Origin of the sequence: Novosphingobium sp. MMS21-SN21R (genome assembly GCF_031846015.1) — a bacterium.
Taxonomy (GTDB): domain Bacteria; phylum Pseudomonadota; class Alphaproteobacteria; order Sphingomonadales; family Sphingomonadaceae; genus Novosphingobium.
Genome location: NZ_JAVRDU010000001.1, coordinates 619,909 through 640,990, shown reverse-complemented (window position 1 = coordinate 640,990; position 21,082 = coordinate 619,909). Strand labels below are relative to the sequence as shown.

The window sequence follows — 21,082 nt, the reverse complement described above, 5'->3', positions numbered from 1 at the left end:
GGTCGATGCGCGCAAGCCTGCCTTGGCGAATTGCGGCACTCGCAGGGGCGGTCGTCCTTGGCGCTGCCGGCCTTGGCACTGCGCAACCGGGGATGACGACGGCTAGCCTGACGACACAGAGCCTCGGGCTATCCATTGGAATGCTTCGGGATGATCTGGCGTGGCGGGAACTGCCATTGGCGCTTGATATCGCGCGGCTAGCCGCGCCGCTGGCGCTCATCTGGCTCGTTGCCGGATTGGTGCGTCATACGTTTGGAAACCCGTTTACGCTTGCCCGGATGAGGGCGCGGGGGGAACATCTGATTGTGGCCGGAGACGGTGCGCTGGCGCAAACGATCGTCATGGGCGAACTGGCGCAGCGCAAGCCTGTGGTGATCCTCGGCAATCGTTCGGATGCACCGTGGATCGGCCCGGCATTGCGCAGCGGTGCGGCTATTTGTCAGGACCTTGCCAAGTGCGGACTGGAATCGGCCCGCGCGATGGCCATCACCGGGCCTGAAGGGGAAGCAAACCTTGACCACGCCCGCCAGATCGTTGCGGGACTGCATCGTGTGCGACCTGCCGGAAATCCGCTGGAGATCATCGTCAGCATCTCAGATGACGACGGCCTGCCTCCAGAGGCCGGGGACAGTCTGATAAGTGCTCAAGGCCGCGTTCGGCCTGCCTATTTGCCCGACATGGTGGCACGGCGCCTGTTCATCGACCACAGCCTGGATGCCTTTCGCTGGAGGGGCGCGCATGCCGTCACCGTCTTCATCATCGGGTTGACGGACGTCACGCGCCTCTACATCGCGCGGCTGCTGACGGGCGGGCACTGGCGAGACGGCAGGAAGGCCAGACTGGTCGTCATCGATACAGACCCGCTTGCTGCACAGGCGGTCATCGCCAAGCGCCACGGGACGGTCGATGCACTGTCTCCGATAACATTCGCGCGCTGGGATGGGACGGAAGCACAGATCGCGGCGCTCGTTTCTGAATTGCAAATCGAGCATGGCCAGCCTGTGGCCTATGTCATCGACGCAGGGCCGGACGCCGAGCAGCAGAAATTGGCGGAGCAGATTATCGGCTTGCATGCCGCGGCAGACATACCTCTGCCGCCGATTCACGCACGCACCACTGCAGAATCGTCTGGCGCGCTGCCGGACAAGGTTCACGCGTTCGGATTTGAAGCGGTATTGGCCGACCCAGATGCCCTGATGCAGGAACAGCATGACCTGATCGCCCGGGCCATTCACGAGTTCTATCTCGAAGGACGACTGGGCGATGGTGAGAAGATCGGTGCGCGAGCGGCGCTGTATGAGTGGGAAGACCTGTCCGAACGATACCGCGCCGACAACCGCATGGTGGCTGACTGCTATCAGCTGAAGTTACGGGATATAGGCTGCCGCGTGATCGCCGGAAATGATCGCAGGTTTCCTTCATTCCGCCTGCGGCAGGACGAGGAAGAGGATCTGGCAAGGGCGGAGCACGACCGGTGGATGGTTGCCAAGCTGGCAGATGGATGGCGCTTCGGACCGGTGCGCGACGACGCGGCACGGCTGCACCCCGACATCGTACCGTTCGATGACCTGAGCGAGGCGATCAAGGACCTCGACCGGGAGCAGGTAAGAGTCATCACGCGGATCGTGGCACGCCAGGGTGGCACCGTGGTTCGGTTGTTGGACCTGGGCCTGGTCCCTGATGATGCACCTTGCCCTCCCCTTGCGCCCTTGATTGCAGCGCTGGCAGAACACTATCCCGACCGTTTGCCGCGCTTTACGGTCGAAGCGAAGTCAGACGAGGCAATCGCTGCGCTGACGAGCGAGGGCGCGTTGGTGCACGTGATTGCCAGCAGCTTTGCCATCCCGCATTTTGCATATGATGCGGTTACCGCCGTGCCTGCGGGAGGAGAACTGCCGGCATTGACCGACAACGCCAGCCTGTGCGTTCTGTGCGGTAATGCCGCCGCGCCGGTCGGCACACCTGTCATCCGCCTCAACCATGAAGGAGCCATTGTGCAAGCGCCATGGCTACAGTGATCCAACCGGTGCGATTTGTCGGCTCGGCCTGCTGGCTTGTCTGGCGCGCGGCGCGCGGCATCACGGTCCGCTTCTGGCAGGGCGATCCGCTCGTCTATCGCGCAACCGCCGCGGCCATTGCGCGATCCGTGTGGCAGCAATTGCCGATGATTGCGGCCATCTCTGCACTGATCGGAGCGTTAACGGGAATCCTCGCCGGGCAGGTTCTCAACGTCTACCGCGCCGAGATTCTGGTCCTTGCAACGATGACCGAAGCACTTTTTCGCCAAATCGTGCCACTTGTCATCGGGATCTTTGCCTCTGGCAGCACCGCGGTCGATCTTGCCTCGCGGATAAGCGCAATGCGCCTTGCCAATGAGATTGAGGCGCTGGAAAGCATGGGCAATGATTCCGCCGCTTTCGTGCTTGGGCCAGCGCTGGCCGGGGTCATCCTCGCCGGCCCACCGCACCTCGTTATCGGCGCGGTTGTGTCGCTCTTTACTGCCGGCATGACCGTCGTTGCGACGGCAAACATCGGCTGGCACGATCTCTACACCCTGACGCTCACGGACCGCAGCGGACTCGCGCTCCTTGCAGGCCTTGGCAAGGTGATGGTCTATTCCCTGATCGCACTTGCCGTGGGGGCGGCCATCGGGTCGCGACCTGTCCGCGTGCCCGCTGACATCGGCGCAAGGTCTGGTGAGGCATTCCGGACAGGGCTGCTCGCAATCCTGGCCGCCGCAACTCTGTGGGAGGCTTTTGCGTGACCCCGGTGCTCGATCTGAACGCGGTCAGCCTGATCACATCGGGACAGCGCCTGCTCGACAATGTGAACCTGCGGATCGGGAGGGCCGAACGCGTGGCGGTCGTGGGCGCGAGCGGTGTGGGCAAGTCCATGCTCATGCGTGTTGCGCTCGGGCTGTGCGAGCCCTTGAGCGGGCGTACCGAGTTGTTCGGTGAAGATCTCGCCGATTGTGATCTTGAAGCGCGCCGCCGCCTGCGCCGCCAATGCGGGGTCAGCTTTCAGGGGGGCTCGCTTATCCGAGGGCTGACGGTCGACGAAAATCTCTGGTTGGCCCTGACTTCACCTGCTGCGGCCAGGCCCAGGCTGCGGCGCAAGCTTGACCGCATCGGCTTCGAATTCGGTATCGATCACCTCTTCGCCACCCCTGTCGATACGCTCTCGCAAGGACAGGCGCGGATGGTCGAACTGGCGCGCGCCTTCGTTCACGATCCCGAATTCGTCATGCTGGATGGTCCGCTGGAGGAGATGCCATCACGGTCCGAATTTCTGGAGAAGCAATTGCAACGGCACACTGTCATCCGGCCACGGGCGATGCTGTTGATCACGCAAAACGAAGACGTCGCTTTTCGCGTCTGCGAGCGCGTCTATCGGCTTGAAGAAGGCAGGCTGCTCGCACAGTCTACCGTGCGGTCAGCCATTGCCGTGCCCGGCACATCCTGAATAAACGCCTTCACCGCGACATCCAGAGCCTCGCCAAAGGCGGCCGCGCGCACGTCAGGTTTTGCCGAGCGGATCGGCGCGCGCCCGCAGTAGCGCCTCACAATGACGGGCTTGCCCTCACGCGCGACCTCGACGTCGAATGCCACTGCCGCATGCGTGGCTGGACCACTCCGTTCCTCGAACTGCAACAGCGTTGGCGAGAGACGCAAACCTGGCTTGGCCGGTGCGGACGATCCCGCCACGTGCAGCCCTGCCGCCTGCAGCGCGGCAGCCATTGCCCGTTCGAGATACTCTGGAGGAGGTCGGTCCCAGACGAGCGTCCGCGCCTGTTGCATAGCGCCGCCATCACCGAGGGCATACACGTATCGCAGCTGTGAAATCACGCCCTGCGCGCGCGGCGGGACAAGTTTTACCTCGCCTTGGGCCGCAGTGGGAGCCAAGTCGACGCGCGGGGGAATCAGGCGAAGCACCACCTGTTCGTCCGGCCCCTTTGTCAAAGCGCAGGACGAAAGCAGCAGCGCCAGCGCTGGCAATCCTGCTGCGGCAAAGCGGGAACCGTCATAGGTCATGGCTGCGGCTCCGGTGGATCGCGCAAGTCACGGCCGCGCAGAATAGAGCTGGGATCGGTTGCGACCTGTTCCGATACCCGGTCAATATTGGCAGACGCACGCTCAAGATTGACACTGGCGGCAACGAGCGAGGCCGATGCCGCCTCCAGCGTCGCGCGGGCCTGCCCTGCCGTGCTTGCGCTTTCCCGCAGCAGCGCCGCCACGCTCGCCTGATTTTCTGCCACCAGCTTGCGTGCCTCGGAAACAGTCGCGTTCACGCCGTTGATATCGATTCCTGCGGCCCGGCCCGAAAACTGGCGGAGATTGGTCAGCGTGACGGCAACATCACCTTTTCCGGGGCGGAAACTGCGATCGAGCTCTGTAGCGAGCGAATTGAGTGCCGCCGCCGTTTGCGTCGCATCGTCCATCATTGCGCCGACCTTGCCCTTGCCGCCACCGCCGGAAACCTCGGCCTGCAGGCTCATCACCAGCGTGCTGGCCGTTCGCGCGGCGAGCGATGCCTGTTCGATGGCCCGCGTAGCCGTCTGGACCAGATCCGGCGAGCGACGACACCCGGTCAGCGCGGCGTTGCCGAAGCTTGCGGGCGGGTCCAGTGGTTCGCAGCCCGTCGCAAGACGCTCGGTCAGACACGCCTTTGCCGAGCGGACCGCATCGCCTTCTAGCGCTTCAACGGCCATGGTCGGCGCAGTAAGCGGATTGGCAGCACTTACGGCCACCTGTGAACAGGCGGTGGGGCGCCAACGTTTCGAGACGCTCAGGACGACAAGGAACTGGCGAGTGGCAGGATCGAGTTCGACCGAGCGGACTTCACCGACGCGCGCGCCACGGAAGTTTATGGTAGTTCCGGGCTGAACCCCGGCAACATCGTCGAGCAACGTCACATACTCGCGGTTGCGAAAGAACGGGTCCGGCAGAAATGTAAGCGCAAGCACCAGCCCCAGTGCGACGAGGCACACGATGATACCAACCCTGATCTGCACGCCGGCGTCTGGTTCCACTGGCTCCCCCAACCGTTTGAACATTCAGGCAGTTCAGGTTCTTGTCAAGCTGGCGACCGCAGAACGCAAGATCTCCGCTGTCCCGGCACTGGACGGACATGTTGCTTCGATTGGCATCAAGCCGCGCGGATCGACAACCGCCACCGGAATTCCGCGCTCGATCGCTTCGGCGACGATCTGGGCGGCGCCGCCTCGTCCCCGTGCCGGGGCCTTGTCCCACACGGCCACCAGTAAATCGCAACGACCCAGAATTTCCCTGCCCGCGCGTTCGTAACCGGCAGTTCCGTCCTCCTCCGGGCCACGGGCCGGTTGCAGGTGCGACTGGCTTCGTGCCTGTGCCAGTTGGGCGATGAATGCAGCCAGTTCTGGTTCATTCTCGAAATCGCGGGCGAAGTCATCGCGTGGAAAGGGCAGGAGCGCATCGAGCGCCCAGCCGAGGTCAAGCGCGGCCCGCCCGGCGATGCGGTCCGCGCCATCGGCAAAGTTGCTCAGGAGCGCAAACCCGGCCTTTCCCTGTGCCGTTGCAGTCGCTTCTATCGCTTTGAACAGGCTTGCGAGCCTGCGTTCAAGCAACATGAGATCACTTCCGGCAAGCCGCTGCAACCTGTGGCCGGTTACGCCGATGGCAAGGTTATCGGCTCCGCCGCACATGCTCACTGTTCCGGTGCACAAAGTACGGGAGGGGTGTGTCTGCCCCGCTCCCCAACACGTCTAAAGGGTGACCCGAATTCCTGCGGTGATGCCATACTGCCTGACGTTGCGCATCCCGACCAGCGTTTGCGCATCTAGCATCAGGGCAATGCCGTTCTGCAACTGCGCTGAAACGCCTGCCCCCAGTTGGAATCGCGTGCGATCGGTTGCCGTCGTCGTCAGCACGGTGCCCGGGCTTTTCGGGCCACCGACAAACGGATCGTTCACGTAAAACATCGTCACCGTGCGCTGTCTGTCGGCTGTTTCAAACACGGCCCGCGCCCGCGCATAGGGCGAAACTATGCCCCACGAGGTGCTGATCGCCTTCGATCCGTCGATCCCGAGTGAAAACTGCAGGCTTTCGGAAACCTGACGGGGAAATGCGAAGCCCAGGCTGGACGGTCCTTCTTCGGCAAACTTGGCGATGGAAATGCGCGTCCACGATACTTGCGCCGCCGGCCCGACTGTCCAGGCGCCACTGCCAAGATTGTAGAACGTGCTGCCTGACAGTTCCACCTGATTGGCGTGGGTGCGGGAGGTCAGCGTGTCTTGTGGACTATCCGTCCTAGGGCTGCCCAAAAACGTGTAATCCACCGTGTAGTTGATTGAGCGCGCGCCGCGATAGTTCAGGCGGCTGTAGGCGGCCAGAAGCGAGAATTCCAACCGGTCGTCCGGCTGGATCATCGTATAGAGTGCAGCCGTATAGGCGCTTGAGCGCAGGTTGCCGTCCTTGTTGTCGAAATCGAGGCGCGTGTGACCGTAACCAAAGGCGCCGCCGACCACGACTTCGGGTGATACCCGGTAATCCAGACCGCCCACCACCGAAACGAAGTCCATGTCGAACCCGTTTTCCAGACTGGTGGCATCGCGATTGCCGCCGCTGTAGTTGAAATTCCCGAAAAACTGCAGATGGCGCGGGTCGGCGACGCCGTAGTCCGCTGAAGCATCGGACTGGATCGCGCCGCTGCTGGCGAAGCGTACCGGGCGGGACAGTGCGGCCATGCCCATCGACTGATTTGAAAAATGGCTCATGCCGCTCAGTCTTGCGGAAATAGCTGCCGTCTGCGGCAGGGCAGCGCCGCGAAGCGCCGCATCCTGAGCGAGAAGTTCGTCCGAAGTGATCTGGCCAAGCGCCTTGTCCAACTGGCTTCCGGACGCACGAACGACTGCACGGCAGCGCTTGAGAAGTTCATTTTGTGCCGTCGTCAAACTGGGTTCTGCTGCCATGTTGCGGCAAAGGACCTTGGTATAGTCCAGAACTGCCGATGTATTGGTATTGGATTGAGCAAACGCAGGCACCGATACGGCCAAAGGGAGCGCCCCTGCAGCAAAAACGTACGCCACCGCTCTTGACGAAAAGACTGCCATACGATTCCCCCTGCAGAATCCAGAACTATTTGTTGATCGCCTTGCCCTTGATTATGAAGAGTAATGAATGCGGGCAGATGACGCAACTAAGATGCCTAAAAATGGCCAGATTTGTGTTCTTCTGTGTCCAATTTTCAGCTATCGTCCACGGTCATGGCAGGGGTGCATTCGTTTATCGGGTCACGGACGCGGTCGATCGCAGCGGCGCTTTCGATCTTGGCCGCCCTGTCCTCGCCGCAACGCCCTGCCTTCGCCCAGCACAGCCCGGATCCGGCCGTCTTCCTCACCGTCGATTGCGTGCTTCCGGCGCAGGTCCGCAAGATGGGGCGGATGCTCACATATCTCGCCCAGCGGCGCGCGGTCCGCACCTCTGCATCTGACTGCGAAATTCGCGGCGGAGAATTCGTCGCCGCCGATCGCGCGGATTACCGGACCGCATTTCAGGTGTGGCTGCCCCTGGCACAGGCCGGTGACGCAAAGGCGCAAACCTATGTCGGAGAAATCTTCGAAAAGGGCCTCGGCCGGGAACGGGACTATGCGGCCGCTGCATTGTGGTACGAACGCGCTGTCGCCCAGGGGTATATGGCAGCAAAGATCAACCTGGCCCACTTGCTGAACGAGGGCCTTGGTGTGCCCCCTGACAGCGCCCGTGCAGGCCGTTTGTTGATCGAGGCCAGCGGTATCGATGCCCGCCTGACGAATGCCGTTGCGATCGATGACGGCGAAATGGCGGCCCTGAAACTGGACCGGGACACGTTGTCCAAGGCCTTGCGGCAGCAGCAGGCCGAATTGGCGGCATTGCAGCAGAGCAGTGCGGCGGACCGGCAGGCGCTGGCAGCCACCCGCGCGCAACTGGACGCGGCACAACGCGCCAAGGCAGGCGACAGCGTTCTCGAAAGCAGGCTGGGCGCTGCCGAGCAGGCCTTGGCTGGCAGGATTCTCGAAAGGGATCGCGCGCTCGAAGCCGCACGGAAAGCGGATGAAGAGGCAGCGAAACGCACCCTTCTCGCCGAACGCCGGGTGGGCGAACTGCAGCAGGAGCTTGCCCAGGCAAACGCGCGACTATCGGCGGCGGCACCGGCGTCCGAAGCGGAACGCACTGCCGCCAGCGCCGCACTTGCCCGCACAGTCGCCGGCCTCAAGAACGCCGAGGCCATGCTGCTTGCCGCGCGAACAGACGCCGCCAGGGACCGATCAGCCATGGCAGCCCGGTCGCAACACCTCGAGGCTTCACTGGCAGCAACGCAAGCTGAACGCGACAAGTTGAAGACCGAGTCCGAAGCCCAACGCAAACGGATCGATATTCAGGCGGCCGAGTTGAAAGCGCAGGAAAGCAGGCTGGCGCAATCCGAGCAGCGGCTGGCGGTGCTTCAGGCGCAGATCCTGCCGTCCGGCAACGAACCTGTCATCGAACTGATCGAGCCGACATTGCTGGCGACGCGCGGTCGCGGTCTTGTCTCTGTCAATTCCGGGATCGCGAAGCGGGCTATCTTCGGGCATGTCAAATCGCGCGATGCGATCGGTTTGCTGACCGTAAATGGCCAGCGCCAAACGCTTGACGATGCCGGGCTATTCCAGTTCGATCTGCCGCTGAGCGAGCAGACGACGCAGGTCGAGATCGTCGCGATCGATCGTCAGGGGCGCAAGGGGCGGCTCGATTTCGACGTGCGCCGCGAGATCACGACATCGCCGCTGGCGGATGCCCCCCCGCCTGCGCCCCCCGCCATGAAACTCGCCATCGGACCGCAATATGCGCTTCTCATTGGCAATTCCCGCTATGCAAAGCTGGCGGGACTGAAGACGCCTGTTGCAGATGTCGATGAAATAGGCCGGATTCTTCGGGAGAAATACGGCTTCAAGGTCACGATCCTGCACGATGCGACGCGGTATGAAATGCTGTCCGCGCTCAATGCCCTGCGAACCAAATTGACGCAGAAGGATGATCTGCTCGTCTATTACGCGGGCCATGGGCACAAGGTCTCGGTCGATGGCCGTGAGCGCGGATACTGGCTCCCGGTCGATGCCGAAGAGAATAATCCGGCCAACTGGATATCGACGCTGGACATCACCGACATGCTCGCCAGCATGGAGGTGCACAAGGTCCTGCTCATTTCTGATTCCTGCTATTCCGGCCTGCTTACACGCGGTTTGGTCCGTTTGGTGGATACGAAATCAGAAAGCGCGCGGGAAACCTATCTCAAGACGATGCTTCAGCAGAAATCGCGCAATGTCCTGACCTCGGGATCCGACCTGCCGGTCCTCGATGGCGGCGGGGGCACGCATTCGGTTTTTGCCAAATCCCTTGCGCGCGTGCTCAACGAGAACAAGGGAACGCTGCAGGGCCAGGATCTTGCTCAAGCAGTGCAGCAAACCGTATCCATTGCAGCCCAGAGCATGAACTTCGATCAGAAGCCTCAGTATGGCCCGCTTCAATTGGCCGGCCATGAAGGTGGGGACTATATCCTGCAGCCGACGGACAAGCCACTCTGATGAAATTCCTTATCTAGGCGGCCAATTTTTTGACAGGTCGCATAGCTGCGCCCATGAGCGGCGCATGCGTCTTTCCGGTTTCGATATCGACCATTTCCTGCGCCACCATTGGCAGAAGGCCCCGCTGCTCATCCGCAACCCGTGGGGCGATTGGCACAACCCGCTGGAGCCGGACGAACTGGCGGGCCTCGCTTGCGACGAAAACGTCGAATCGCGCCTTGTCATTGGTGCCGACGCCGCGCGGAAGATGGAAAATGGGCCGTTTCCCGAATCCCGCTTTGGCAAGCTCGGGACGGGACCGTGGACGCTGCTGGTGCAGGCAGTCGATCATCACGTGCCCGACATCGCCGATCTGATAGAGCCGTTCCGTTTCGTGCCCGATTGGCGGATCGACGATGTCATGGTCAGCTATGCCACCGATGGCGGCGGGGTTGGGTCGCACTATGATCAGTATGATGTGTTTCTGGTGCAGGGTCTGGGCAGGCGGCGCTGGCGCGTGGGGCCACGGTGCGATGCGCAGACGCCGCTGCTGCCGCACACCGATCTGCGGCTGATTGCCGATTTCGAAGCTGCGGATGAGTGGGTGCTAGAACCCGGCGACATCCTTTATGTGCCCCCCGGCTTTGCGCATGACGGCGTCGCCGTCGGCGATGATTGCATGACCTATTCGGTCGGCTTTCGCGCGCCGTCACGCGCCGAACTGGTCGAAGGCTGGAGCGAACATCAAGCCGAACGCATGGCCGAAGATGATCGTTATGCCGACCCGGACCTTGTCCAACAGGCGCAACCGGGCGAGATCACGCCTGCCGCGCTTGACCGGCTGCATGGACTGGTGACCGATGCCCTGTCCGACCGCGCGGCTTTTGCGCGCTGGTTCGGAGAATACAACAGCCTGCCCAAATATGACAGCGACTGGCGCCCCGAACAGCCGGTGGGCGCACAGGCAGTGGCTGCGCAACTGGCGCAGGGCGTACCGCTTGTGCGCAACCCTGCGGCGCGATTTGCCTTCATCCGGCAGGGCGATGGCGCGTTGGTACTGTTCGCTGATGGCCAGAGCTTTGACTGCGCGGGCGATACTGCTGTTCTGGCCGAACAGCTTTGCGCGGGCCGCAGCGTGACTGTAGATCACCCGGCGTCGGAGGCCGTGTTGACGCTAATCGCGGCCCTGATCGATCAGGGCAGTCTGGCGTTCGACGACGAGGACGACTGAGCGGTCCCCGCTGGAATTATGCGCAAGGCCCGCTATGGGGCGAGGATGGACAATCGTCATCGTCAGGCCGTCGGTCCCGTGACCGTCGCGGCGCTCTACCGCTTCTTCCCGGTCGCCGATTGCGCCGCCTTGCGCGATGCGCTGGAGCGACTTTGCCGGGCGCAGGGCGTGCGGGGCACGCTGCTGGTGGCACCTGAGGGTATCAACGGCACCATCGCGGGATCGCCCGAAGCGATTGAGGCAGTACTGGTTTTCATCCGTAGCCAGCCCGACTGTGCCGATCTCGATGTGAAGTTCTCCGCCGCCTCGGCCATGCCGTTCCACCGCATGAAGGTCCGGATCAAGCGCGAGATCGTGACAATGGGCCAGCCCGATATCGATCCTCGGGCAAGCGTTGGCACATATGTCAACCCGCAGGACTGGAACGCGCTGATCGCCGATCCCGATACGATCGTGATCGATACGCGCAACGACTACGAAGTGGCGGCAGGCACGTTCGAACGCGCAATCGATCCTGCCACGCCGAGTTTTCGCGACTTTCCCGAATGGTTCCGGCGCGAGCGCGAGCGGCTGTTGGGTGGCGGCAAGGCGCCCAAAGTGGCCATGTTCTGCACCGGCGGAATCCGCTGCGAAAAGTCGACCGCCTTTCTCAAAGGCGAAGGCGTGGACGAAGTCTTTCACCTCAAGGGCGGCATCCTGAAGTATCTTGAGGACGTGCCTGAGGAGCAGAGCCTGTGGCGCGGCGAATGCTTCGTATTCGACCAGCGCGTTACCGTCGGCCACGGTTTGCGCGAAGGCACGCACACGCTGTGTCATGCCTGCCGCCGACCGGTCAGCGCAGAAGGCCGCGAGTCAATGCTGTTCGAGGAAGGCGTGAGCTGCGCCGCCTGCCATGATGAACGCACGGACGAGCAACGTGCCTCCGCGCGCGAACGGCACCGCCAGGAAATGCTCGCTACCGCGCGCGGACGCGCTCACGTTGGCGCGGTGCTGGCCGATAAAGCGGACTAGGACTTCGGCGCCTTCTTCGACTTGGCCTTGTGCTCGGCAAGCAGGTGATCGAGCTCGTCTATCCGGTCACGCTCGGGAGTGCCCTTGGGCAGGCCCTTGAGACGGCAGGCCGCCCAGAGGCTCTTGCGCTCGGCTTCCAGCGCCTTGAGGTAAAGATCGGCCATGCGTCAGTTCCTTTTGCCGGGCTTGGCGGGGCGGCCGCGCCGTTCTGCCAGCGCGTCACTGTTGGTATGCTCCTCGGCGGTCAGCTTGCGCCACCGCTCAAGCCGGGCGGGATCGAGCAGGCTCTGATTGATCGCGGCCCTGATCGCGCAGCCGGGCTCGGCCTCGTGGGTGCAATTGGTGAAGCGGCATTCGAGCGTCAGCGCGGAGACGTCGTCGAACACTTCGGCGATGCCCGTGGCCACATCTGACAACTGGAACTCGCGCATGCCGGGGGTATCGACCAGCCAACCGCCGCCCTCCAGTCGGTGCATCTCGCGCACGGTGGTGGTGTGGCGGCCCTTGCCGTCCTGTTCGCGCACCGGCTGCGTGGCAATATCATCGGACCCGCGCATGGAATTGACCAGCGTCGATTTTCCCACGCCTGACGAGCCGAGCAGCGCCACCGTCTCACCCGGCCTGCAACATGCCGCCAGCCGCGCGACGTCAACGGGATCGCGCGCGTTCACCGCTTCGACCTGCAGATCAGGCTGAAGGTCTTCCGCCACATCGACGAAGCTTTCCAGCCGGTCGGTCAGGTCGATCTTGGTCAGGACGATGACCGGGCGCACCCCGATCTCGCGGCACAGCACAAGATAGCGCTCAAGCCGGGGCACGCTGAAATCCTGATTGCACGAGGCGACGATGAACAGCGTGTCGACATTGGCCGCAATCAGTTGCAACCGGCGGTCGTCCCCCGGCGCCGGGCGCTTGAACAGGTTGATCCGGTTCAGCACGCGCTGCGGGGCCAGCGTCTCGCGATCGATCAGAACCCAGTCGCCCACGGTGGGGCGGTCTTCCTCGCCCGCAGAATGGGGGAGCCGCGACGAAATCTGCTGCTCAAGCCCTTCGCCCGCAACCGCAATTTCGCCCCGGTGCACCGCCATGACCCGCACGGGCTGATACGCCTGCGCCTCTTCCGCCGAAACTTGCGCTGCGAAAAAGGGCGTCCAGCCGAGATCGACGAGAAGGTGACCGGGTGCGTTCATGGAATGCCGTGACGGGACGTGATTGCCTTGCCCAGCCCACAAGCATGCACCGCCGTGAATGACAATGAAAAACGGGTACCCGATGCCTCTCAAGGATCGAGCGGGTCCGGCCGGCCTAGGTCATTTCGGCCCGTACGCCGCCTTGGGGTTCACTTGGCTTTCAGCAGCTGAGCGCAGGAGTGCGGCCCATTGCGTCTGGCGGACCTCCGAGCAAGCCCGCACCGTATCCCGGGCGCGATGTGCGACGGCCTTCAAGCGCGCCGGGCGAAGCCCAAGAAGGGCCGCTTCGATCGATTCCCGATCAGTGAAATCGGCGACAACGCCCGCCCCGGCGGCTTGCTCGACAAGGCCATCGACTGGCGCGACCAGGACGGGACGCCCGGCTTCGCGCGCTTCGTTTGCAACCATGCCATAGGCTTCCCACCGCGATGGCACCGCGACCACATCGCAATTGCGCAGGAACGCGGCCACATCATCAACCTTTCCGGCGAAGCGGATGGCCGGGCAACCGTCGGCCATGGCCCGAAGCTTGGCCTCGTCTTCGCCGAACCCGCCCAGAATGAGATCGCAGTTCGGAAACCAGCCGCTACGAAATGCTGCGACAAGGTCATCGAAACCCTTCTGCTCGCAAAACCGGCCATAAGCGCCAATCCGCAAGCGCTCGCCCGGCTCGGGCAAGGGCAGGTCAGCAAGTCCGGGGTTTTCGGCGTAAGGATGGATCACCGTTATCCTCCCCGCATCGATCCTCGCCGCTTCCTGCAGCCACGCCGCTTGTGCATGCGACACGCAAACGACCTTGTCGACGAGCCGCATCGCCAGCCACAGCATTGCCCGGAAGCGTGACATGCTGGGAACATGAATGGCTTCCCAGGCGCGAGTGTAGCTATGCTCGACATGCACGATCCGCGCTTCGGGATTGCGCAGCTTCAGCCCCGCCAGCAGCATCAGGCGGCGCCAGTTGGGCGGAAAATGCGTGACGATCACATCGGCGGCCATGCGCGGCGCGCGGATCGTCGCCGGAGGCACGACGATGGTAGACGAGTCTGCAATTTGGCGCAGTTTCTCCGACTCAAACACGCCAAGCGCCCGGGTAACCCCGCCCAGCGAACAATCGTCGAGCAGATGGGCGACCCGGATGCGCTGGCTAGGCGAAGCGTTGCAGGTCATGCGACCAGTTGTCCGCCCGCAGCACGCCCGGCGAAGCGCGCAAACCGGTCAGGTCCCATCATGCGCCCCGCCATGGCAGCCGCCAAAGTGGTGAGCGATTTCACCGGCTCGTCCAACAATGGCCTGATGCTGCTGGCGGCAGCCCCGCGCAGCAGCGCCATAGCCATCCCGGCATCGCCAAGCTGGATCGCGCGGCGAGCCAGATAGCGCAGCTGATAGGCGCGCGCGCGCGGGGTATGGCGGGCAGCGAAGTCCGGCGCATAACGCGCCATGCGCGCAACCACGCCCTGCCATGCTTCATACTGCCGCAGGATTTGCGCGGACAGCCCGCCGCAGCCGATCCGGTATTCGGTCAACACAGGCGCGATGCCTTCAAAGCGCACGCCGCCCAGCAGCGATAGCCGCAGCCACATTTCGATATCTTCGGACTGACGCAGTGATTCATCAAACCAGCACCTGCGTGCCCAGTCGTCAGGGTGGGCAAATGTCACGGTGTCGAGTGCAGTGCGCCGCAGGACCGGCGCCGAACCATTGCCCACCGGATTGCGGCAGAAGATGTCCACGGCCTCAACGTCCTTCAGTCTTGGTCGCTGCACGATGCGCAGCGCTTGCCCCGCGCTGTCGATGAAGCGCGATGGTGCGTAACTCACGCCAATCGCCGGAGCATTGTCGAGGTGGATCACATGGAGCATCAGCTTCTCGGGCAGCCAGCGGTCATCAGAATCGAGCAGCGCGACATATTCGCCCCGGGCTGCGGCGATGCCGGTGTTGCGTGCGCCCGCAAGGCCGCGGTTGCGCTGCGACACGATGGAAATGCGGGGATCACGGAACGACCGGCATATCTCCAGCGATGCATCGGAGCCGCCATCATCGACGATGATCAACTCAAAGTCGGTGAAGGTCTGCGCCAGCACCGACTGGATCGCTTCTGCGACATAGGCTTCGACGTTGTAGACGGGCATTACGACCGAAACGCAGGGCGCGTCGTGGGTATGCGTGGAATTGGCATTCATGAATCGGACTTTCTGTTTGACGGGCGGGTTTTCACGCGAAGAGATGGCGGCGCATGGCTGACGGGATGACAGGCGCGAGGCAGGCTGCCAGCACGGTGGCAAGGCCCCGGCGCCACTCGGTCATGAAGCTGCGCGCATCGAGACGAAGGCCGCGCATGACAAAGTGAAGCGCCCGTAGTGGGCTTCCCCCTGACCGCAACATGCGCCGGGCGAGGTAGCGACAATAGAGCGCTTCGAGCGAGACGCGGACTGCGGCATCGTCGATGAAACGATCGACCAGCACGCGCCATCCGGCGTGCATCTGCTCATGATCCATCGAAAGTCCGTCAGGGCTGAAGCGATAACCGGTCAGCACTTCGTCAATTCCGCCGACCTTGCCGCCGCGGGACACGAGCCGGGCGACGAATTCCTGATCCTCGGCAAATTTGAGGCGCGCATCGAAGCCGGTCAGGCGAACAAGCCAGTCACGACGCACGACCAGATTTGAAGCGGTGCATACCGGATTTTCGCCCAGCACATCGGCCAGCAAGGGAGCGTGGCCGCAGAGCGTCGACACCGTCCGAGCCCCATCCAGCGTCGCCGCGTCCTGCGCAATGAACGCAATTCTGGCGTAGCTTGCAGCAAGGTCAGGCTCATCACGGTGCAGCTCGATATGGCAGGCAAGCTTGTCCCGCGCCCACAGATCGTCTGAATCGAGGAACGCGACGAGGGGCGCTTTCGCCATGTCGGCACCAAGATTGCGTGCCGAAGAAACGCCGCCATTGCGTTGCGAAATCACTCGTATGCGGGAATCCTGCGCGGCAAGATCGAGCAGGACTGCCAGGCTTGCATCCGTTGAGCCGTCATCCACCGCGACGATCTCGAATCCGGCAAACGTCTGGTCGATGACCGAGCCGATGGTGGCAGCAATAGTCTTGGCTGCATTGTAGACGGGCACCACCACCGAAATGTCCGGGATGCGATCGACGATATCGCCCGGATTGGCTGCGGGCAGAACTGTTGAGACGGTCACGAGCGGGACTCCGAACGAAGGGCATGGAAACTGCGCAAGTCGAGCGCGGGGAGCAGGATGCGGGCACCGTTCCACAGCGCTCCCACGATCTGTCCCGCGATCAGGCCAATGGCGGCGATGATCAGGTCGCCAAACTGCGCGCCGAGCCACAGCCCGCCAAGCGCCAGCACACAGGTGAGCGTGCTGCCCGCGGCATCGGTGCCAACCCGGCCTTCGGCCCGTAACCAGCAGCCCGCAATCTGCGCTACCAGCAGCGGCACGCCCGCCAGGCACAGGATGGCGACCAGCGGTGCAGCGAATGCCCAGTGCGACCCGAACACGAGCGGGACGTAGAGCGGCGCGGCCAGTGCCTGCAGCGCGACGATCGGCAGGATGACCACGGCTCCACCAAGCGCGATGCGGCGCAACATGCGTCTGCGGGCAGCGCCGACTGTTGCCGCACACAGCATCGGGAACGCAACCGAACCGAACGCGGTGACCAGCGAACTGACGATCCCGACGCCGGCATTGAAAGCGAAGTAATAGGTTCCCAGTGCCGACGTGCCGAGCACCGCTGCAACGATCAGGTTGTCGCCTTGCGTGCGCAGTGCGGTCATCCCGTCGGCCAGCATGATGGGTCCGGCATAGCGCAGCATCCGCGAAGCCGGGAGCTGACCGGCAGTGCGGTCGGGCTGCCAAGGGGCGGCGCGGCGCGCCATGATCAGCCAGATCGGGGCCGTCAGCAGCTTGGGCAGCACAATGGACCAGGGGCTGGGCCAGATAAGGAGTAGCGCTGCAGTGATGATCTGGTCCGCGATCGATTGGCTCGCGCCTATCCTTGCGAGGCGGGTCACCTGCCCCTCGCGCATGGCGAGATAATATGGCACGTGGCCGCCCGCCATGAATGGATAGACCAGCGTGAGCACGGCGAGCATGGCAGCAGCCGTTGGCCGGTCGAACACCAGCTCCAGCATCGCGGCCACCAGCAATTGCACGACCATCAGTGCACCGGTCCAGCCCGCGTAAAACCGCTGCACCGAATTGCAGGTCGCCGCCAGTTCGTCTGCCTTGGCCTGAACGATCTGCTGGCCTGTGCCGATCCGCTCAAGCACGCGCACCAGTTCAAACACGGTAAGCGCCAGGGCGGCTTCACCAACGATTGCGGGCGCGAGGCTGCGCGCGATGACCACGGTCGTCAAAAGCCGCACGATGCGCGTTGCGAATTCCGCAGTGCCATAGCTGCCGAGGCCGCGCGCAAGCTGCGCAAAGTGCGGCCCGATGCGGTGCTCGGCTTTCTGGATCAGACGCAATGGCAAGGAATGCACTCCGCAATTGGAACTGCAGGGCTATATTCAAAGACCGTGCCAAATAGGGGATTGCCCGTATTCCGGCGTTAAGGGTTCGACCCGCGCTGCCGCCAGTTTGCATGATGCGACTATCTCTGCCTGTGCTGGTGCAAAATGCACAAAAGCCGGTTCGGCTCTTGCAAAATGCAACACCTGCAACATGCCGAATGCAAACATATCACTGAATTAGATAGATATTTTCAACTGGCACGGCATCTGCTTTGATCGGGGCGCGTCAATTGCACGCTCCCATCCAAAAGGCGCCGACATGGATATTCTGATTTTCTCGATCGAAGATGGCCGCTTCGGTCCTGCCCGCTTTCCGCAGATGCTGCACGAGGCTGGACTGTCGGTGGCGGCGCTTTGCCCCGGCGACAACATCCTTGCGCAAAGCTGCTATCTCGGCGGCTGTCACGAGCTGCCGCCGTCGCGCAATATCCGCGCTATCGCCAAGGCACTGGCCTTGGCCATCAGCACGGAGCAGCCCAGAATCGTCATCCCCGGCGACGAGCAGGCCGTCATCCTGCTGCAAGCCTTTGCCCAGGGGCGCTGCGCAACCTTGATCGGTCCGAAGGCGCGGGCAATCATCGCTGCATCGCTTGGTGATCCGAGCATGTTTGCAGCCAGCCTCTTCAAGTCCGACACGATTGCTCTTGCGCGGAGCCTTGGCATAGCGGTTCCGCTGAGCGAGACTGTGCACACTCCCGCCGCGGCGCAGCGTGCAGCCGGGAACATGGGTTATCCGGTCTATCTCAAACAGTCGTTCAGCTGGGCCGGTCAAGGCGTCGTCCGGTGCGAGGACGCCGCAGTCCTGCGCGCCGCTTTCAAGGCTGCGCGCCCGCGCAGTGCCATGTTGCGACACCTTGCCCGCAAAGCTCTCGGCCGCGATTGGTATCCGGCGGTCACCGCCATGGACGTCCAGTCGGGCATCGCCGGCACGCCCGCAATGTTCAGCGTGCTGGCCTGGAAGGGCCGTTTGATCGGAGGCCTGTGCGGCGTGCGGCTGGCCACAGTCCACGCTTCCGGGCCCAGCACATCGGTCCATCTCCGCCACGATCAGACCATGGCCGATGCGGCAGGCAAACTGGTTGCCGCCCTCGGGCTGACCGGGTTTCTCTCGTTCGATTTCATGATCCCGCACGATGGCGGCAAGCCCCTCCTGATCGAATGCAATCCGCGCCCGGTCCCGGTTCATCATCTGGGGCGCAGGATCGGCGTGGATATGGCGGAAGCGTTTGCGCGCTTTGTGCGAGGCGGGACGCTGGACGGAGAACCGCTGTTTCCTGACCGCGACCTGGACGTCGTCCTGTTTCCCCACGCTCTCAATCACGCGCTGCATATCGAGGGCTGCCTGATCGACATCCCCGACGAAGACCCCGGTCTGATCCGGCATGTTACCGGGCGGACCGTGACAAGGGAGATCCATTCACCAACACGCCTTGCGGCGTGAACTGATTGACAAAATGTGCCGTTAAGGTTCGTATCTTAGAGCCTGAATAAGCCTATATCTGCACAATAACCCTTGACGCCCATCCAGCTCCGAAGGCTGGGTGGGCGTTGTGCTGCGTTCGTTCTTTGCAACCTATCCATCTGTTTTAGAATACTTATACCTTCCTGTTTTGCAACGAACAGTGCGAAGTGCAAAGGTTGCGACGTTGCAAAGTGCCATCGATTTCGAGCACATCGCGGCCCTTCCTTGACCAAGTCTTTGAAACATATAAACAATCCAAATTGGCACAAAGCCTGCGTTGGGGTCTGCATCACTTTGCAGGACAAACCCGATGCTCAAACGTTTTGATTCCGAGACTTACTTCGACCAGCCAGAAGCCCGCCTCTCGCCCGCCGTCCGGCGCAAGCCATTCGGCGACACCCTTCGCAAGGCACCGCGTACCCGTCTGTTCGGGCTTGAACTGATGGTCTCGACCAGAGCCCATGTTGCCGACGAACTGGTCGCCATGGCCAAAGCCGGAGAATGCGCCACGGTCCAGTTCATCAACGCGCATTGCGTCAACGTCGCGCAGAGCAACCGCACTTACCGCGAGGTTCTGGATCGCGCCGACTTTCTACTGCCCGATGGCAGCGGCATGGCGATTGCGGCCCGTCTTGCGGGAACCGCGCTTGGTGAGAACCTGAACGGGACCGACTTGTTTCCCGAACTTTGTCGCAGCGCCGCCGAGTGCGGCCAATCGATCTTCCTTCTGGGCGGGAAGCCGGGCATCGCAGCGGCAGCCGCGCAGGCCATGCAGGAGCGCTACCCTGCACTTAATGTCGCGGGGACCCGCCACGGTTACTGGAACACGAGCGAGGAAGACCGCGTCGTGGCCGAGATCAATGCCTCCGGCGCCGCCATCGTTCTCGTCGGGCTTGGCGTGCCGACGCAGGAAATCTGGATCGACCGTATCCGCGATCGCCTGATGGCACGTGTCGTGATGGGTGTGGGCGGCTTGTTCGACTATTATTCGGGATCGATCCCGCGCGCGCCCGCCGCGCTGCGCAAGCTGGGTTGCGAATGGATCTGGCGTCTGGCGCAAGAACCGCGCCGCCTGTTCGTGCGTTATGTGCTCGGTAATCCGCTGTTCCTGACCGCAGCGGCGATCCATGCCTGGCATGCGCGCGATCTGTCCGGCCGTGCGTCGCTAGCACTCAAGCACGGGGTCGATCGCGTCGCGGCCGCGCTGGCGCTGCTGCTGCTGGCACCGCTGTTCCTGCTGGTTGGCGTGGCAATCCGCCTTGAGGACGGTGGGCCGGTGTTCTTCCGCCAGACCCGGATCGGCGCAAACGGTCGGCCGTTCAGGATGTGGAAGTTCCGCTCGATGGTGATCGATGCCGAGGCCCGGCTGGCCGCCATCCGCGAACGGTCCGAGCGCGACGACACCTGCTTCAAGATGAAGCGCGACCCCCGCGTCACTCGGGTGGGTGCCGCCCTTCGCCGCTTGTCGCTGGATGAACTGCCCCAACTGATCAATATCTTCGCCGGCGACATGTCGGTCGTCGGACCCCGCCCGGCTTTGCCCCGCGAGGTCGTGGGTTATCAGCCTGATGCCCGCGCGCGTTTGCTGGGCAAGCCCGGCCTCACCTGCACCTGGCAGGTCGGCGGGCGCGCAGACATTCCGTTCGAGCAGCAGGTCGAACTGGACGTGCGCTACTTGCGCTCGCGCTCGATGCTGGCAGATCTGGCACTGATCTTGCGCACGGTGCCTGCGGTGATCACCGCGCGCGGCGCCTATTGAGGAATGAGCGGAGCGGCGATCGCCAACACGGCGGTGATCGTCGCTTCAATGCAGTCGTCAAATCGAGTGCGGGCTGCGACACTGTGCAGGTCACCTTCGGCCATTTGCATGACGGCACTGGCACCGAAGTTGCCGCAAATGCCCTTGAGCGAATGGCGCGCGCGCCGGATGGCGTCGGGATCATCTGCAGCCACGGCTTCGAGCAGGCGCTTGCCCCATTCGCGCAGATCCGCTCCGATCGCTTCGCCCAGTTGGGCAACGATCTCGGAGGGAAGCGCCTCAAACTGGCTCAGGGTCAGTTCGGCATCAATCAGGTCCATGGGTGTCCTGTCTCTGGTTCAATACAA

At 63.0% G+C, this 21,082-nt stretch carries 19 protein-coding genes; 8 read left to right on the top strand and 11 right to left on the bottom strand.

What is annotated here, in order from left to right:
- Positions 1-5 precede the first annotated feature (5 nt).
- From RM192_RS03045 to RM192_RS03035, 3 genes are read left to right on the top strand one after another with little or no spacing between them, the layout of a single operon-like run.
- The gene (locus tag RM192_RS03045) at positions 6-2,018 is read left to right on the top strand and encodes a RyR domain-containing protein (RefSeq protein ID WP_311506110.1); all 2,013 of its coding nucleotides are present in this window, start codon (positions 6-8) and stop codon (positions 2,016-2,018) included.
- Positions 2,006-2,764: an ABC transporter permease gene (locus RM192_RS03040; protein WP_311506109.1), complete on the top strand. Its 759-nt coding sequence runs from the start codon at positions 2,006-2,008 to the stop codon at positions 2,762-2,764. The genes RM192_RS03045 and RM192_RS03040 overlap by 13 nt, the downstream gene beginning before the upstream one ends.
- Positions 2,761-3,462: an ATP-binding cassette domain-containing protein gene (locus RM192_RS03035; protein WP_311506108.1), complete on the top strand. Its 702-nt coding sequence runs from the start codon at positions 2,761-2,763 to the stop codon at positions 3,460-3,462. Before RM192_RS03040 ends, RM192_RS03035 begins: the two co-directional genes overlap by 4 nt.
- Here RM192_RS03035 and RM192_RS03030 read toward each other — a convergent pair.
- From RM192_RS03030 to RM192_RS03015, 4 genes are read right to left on the bottom strand one after another with little or no spacing between them, the layout of a single operon-like run.
- Positions 3,387-4,031 (bottom strand): ABC-type transport auxiliary lipoprotein family protein, encoded by a 645-nt coding sequence (locus RM192_RS03030; RefSeq protein WP_311506107.1) that lies wholly within the window; start codon positions 4,029-4,031, stop codon positions 3,387-3,389. The two genes, RM192_RS03035 and RM192_RS03030, sit on opposite strands and share 76 nt — an antisense overlap.
- Complete coding sequence (locus tag RM192_RS03025; protein WP_311506106.1) at positions 4,028-5,029, bottom strand: MlaD family protein; 1,002 nt, start codon at positions 5,027-5,029, stop codon at positions 4,028-4,030. Before RM192_RS03025 ends, RM192_RS03030 begins: the two co-directional genes overlap by 4 nt.
- Before the next feature lie 33 nt (positions 5,030-5,062).
- Entirely contained in the window at positions 5,063-5,680 is a 618-nt protein-coding gene (locus RM192_RS03020; RefSeq protein ID WP_311506105.1) for a hypothetical protein, read from the bottom strand.
- A 60-nt stretch (positions 5,681-5,740) separates the two neighbouring features.
- On the bottom strand, positions 5,741-6,946 hold the full coding sequence (locus tag RM192_RS03015; protein ID WP_311506104.1) for an autotransporter outer membrane beta-barrel domain-containing protein: 1,206 nt from the start codon (positions 6,944-6,946) through the stop codon (positions 5,741-5,743).
- Between the two features lie 294 nt (positions 6,947-7,240).
- Here RM192_RS03015 and RM192_RS03010 point away from each other — a divergent pair, with 294 nt between their 5' ends.
- From RM192_RS03010 to RM192_RS03000, 3 genes are all read left to right on the top strand, one after another.
- Positions 7,241-9,577 (top strand): caspase family protein, encoded by a 2,337-nt coding sequence (locus RM192_RS03010; protein WP_311506103.1) that lies wholly within the window; start codon positions 7,241-7,243, stop codon positions 9,575-9,577.
- 64 nt (positions 9,578-9,641) lie between these two features.
- Positions 9,642-10,787, top strand: coding sequence for a cupin domain-containing protein (locus RM192_RS03005; RefSeq protein ID WP_311506102.1), 1,146 nt, complete (start codon positions 9,642-9,644; stop codon positions 10,785-10,787).
- Between the two features lie 45 nt (positions 10,788-10,832).
- Positions 10,833-11,798 carry a rhodanese-related sulfurtransferase gene (locus RM192_RS03000; RefSeq protein WP_311506101.1) on the top strand — a complete coding sequence of 322 codons (966 nt, stop codon included), beginning with the start codon at positions 10,833-10,835 and terminating at the stop codon, positions 11,796-11,798.
- On the opposite strand, the gene RM192_RS02995 is transcribed toward RM192_RS03000, so the two are convergent.
- From RM192_RS02995 to RM192_RS02970, 6 genes are all read right to left on the bottom strand, one after another.
- Positions 11,795-11,962 (bottom strand): hypothetical protein, encoded by a 168-nt coding sequence (locus RM192_RS02995; RefSeq protein WP_311506100.1) that lies wholly within the window; start codon positions 11,960-11,962, stop codon positions 11,795-11,797. The two genes, RM192_RS03000 and RM192_RS02995, sit on opposite strands and share 4 nt — an antisense overlap.
- Positions 11,963-11,965: 3 nt before the next feature.
- A complete protein-coding gene (gene rsgA, locus RM192_RS02990; protein WP_311506099.1) occupies positions 11,966-12,988 on the bottom strand; it encodes a ribosome small subunit-dependent GTPase A in 1,023 nt (340 codons plus the stop codon).
- A gap of 120 nt (positions 12,989-13,108) precedes the next feature.
- Complete coding sequence (locus tag RM192_RS02985; protein ID WP_311506098.1) at positions 13,109-14,155, bottom strand: glycosyltransferase family 4 protein; 1,047 nt, start codon at positions 14,153-14,155, stop codon at positions 13,109-13,111.
- On the bottom strand, positions 14,152-15,168 hold the full coding sequence (locus tag RM192_RS02980) for a glycosyltransferase (RefSeq protein ID WP_311506097.1): 1,017 nt from the start codon (positions 15,166-15,168) through the stop codon (positions 14,152-14,154). The genes RM192_RS02985 and RM192_RS02980 overlap by 4 nt, the downstream gene beginning before the upstream one ends.
- Before the next feature lie 31 nt (positions 15,169-15,199).
- Positions 15,200-16,180 carry a glycosyltransferase gene (locus RM192_RS02975; protein ID WP_311506096.1) on the bottom strand — a complete coding sequence of 327 codons (981 nt, stop codon included), beginning with the start codon at positions 16,178-16,180 and terminating at the stop codon, positions 15,200-15,202.
- A complete protein-coding gene (locus RM192_RS02970) occupies positions 16,177-17,475 on the bottom strand; it encodes an oligosaccharide flippase family protein (protein WP_311506095.1) in 1,299 nt (432 codons plus the stop codon). The genes RM192_RS02975 and RM192_RS02970 overlap by 4 nt, the downstream gene beginning before the upstream one ends.
- A gap of 298 nt (positions 17,476-17,773) precedes the next feature.
- Here RM192_RS02970 and RM192_RS02965 point away from each other — a divergent pair, with 298 nt between their 5' ends.
- Both RM192_RS02965 and RM192_RS02960 read left to right on the top strand, forming a co-directional pair.
- A complete protein-coding gene (locus tag RM192_RS02965) occupies positions 17,774-18,955 on the top strand; it encodes an ATP-grasp domain-containing protein (RefSeq protein WP_311506094.1) in 1,182 nt (393 codons plus the stop codon).
- Between the two features lie 331 nt (positions 18,956-19,286).
- Positions 19,287-20,735: a WecB/TagA/CpsF family glycosyltransferase gene (locus RM192_RS02960; protein WP_311506093.1), complete on the top strand. Its 1,449-nt coding sequence runs from the start codon at positions 19,287-19,289 to the stop codon at positions 20,733-20,735.
- On the opposite strand, the gene RM192_RS02955 is transcribed toward RM192_RS02960, so the two are convergent.
- On the bottom strand, positions 20,729-21,055 hold the full coding sequence (locus RM192_RS02955; RefSeq protein WP_311506092.1) for an Hpt domain-containing protein: 327 nt from the start codon (positions 21,053-21,055) through the stop codon (positions 20,729-20,731). The genes RM192_RS02960 and RM192_RS02955 overlap by 7 nt on opposite strands.
- Between the last annotated feature and the right edge of the window lie 27 nt (positions 21,056-21,082).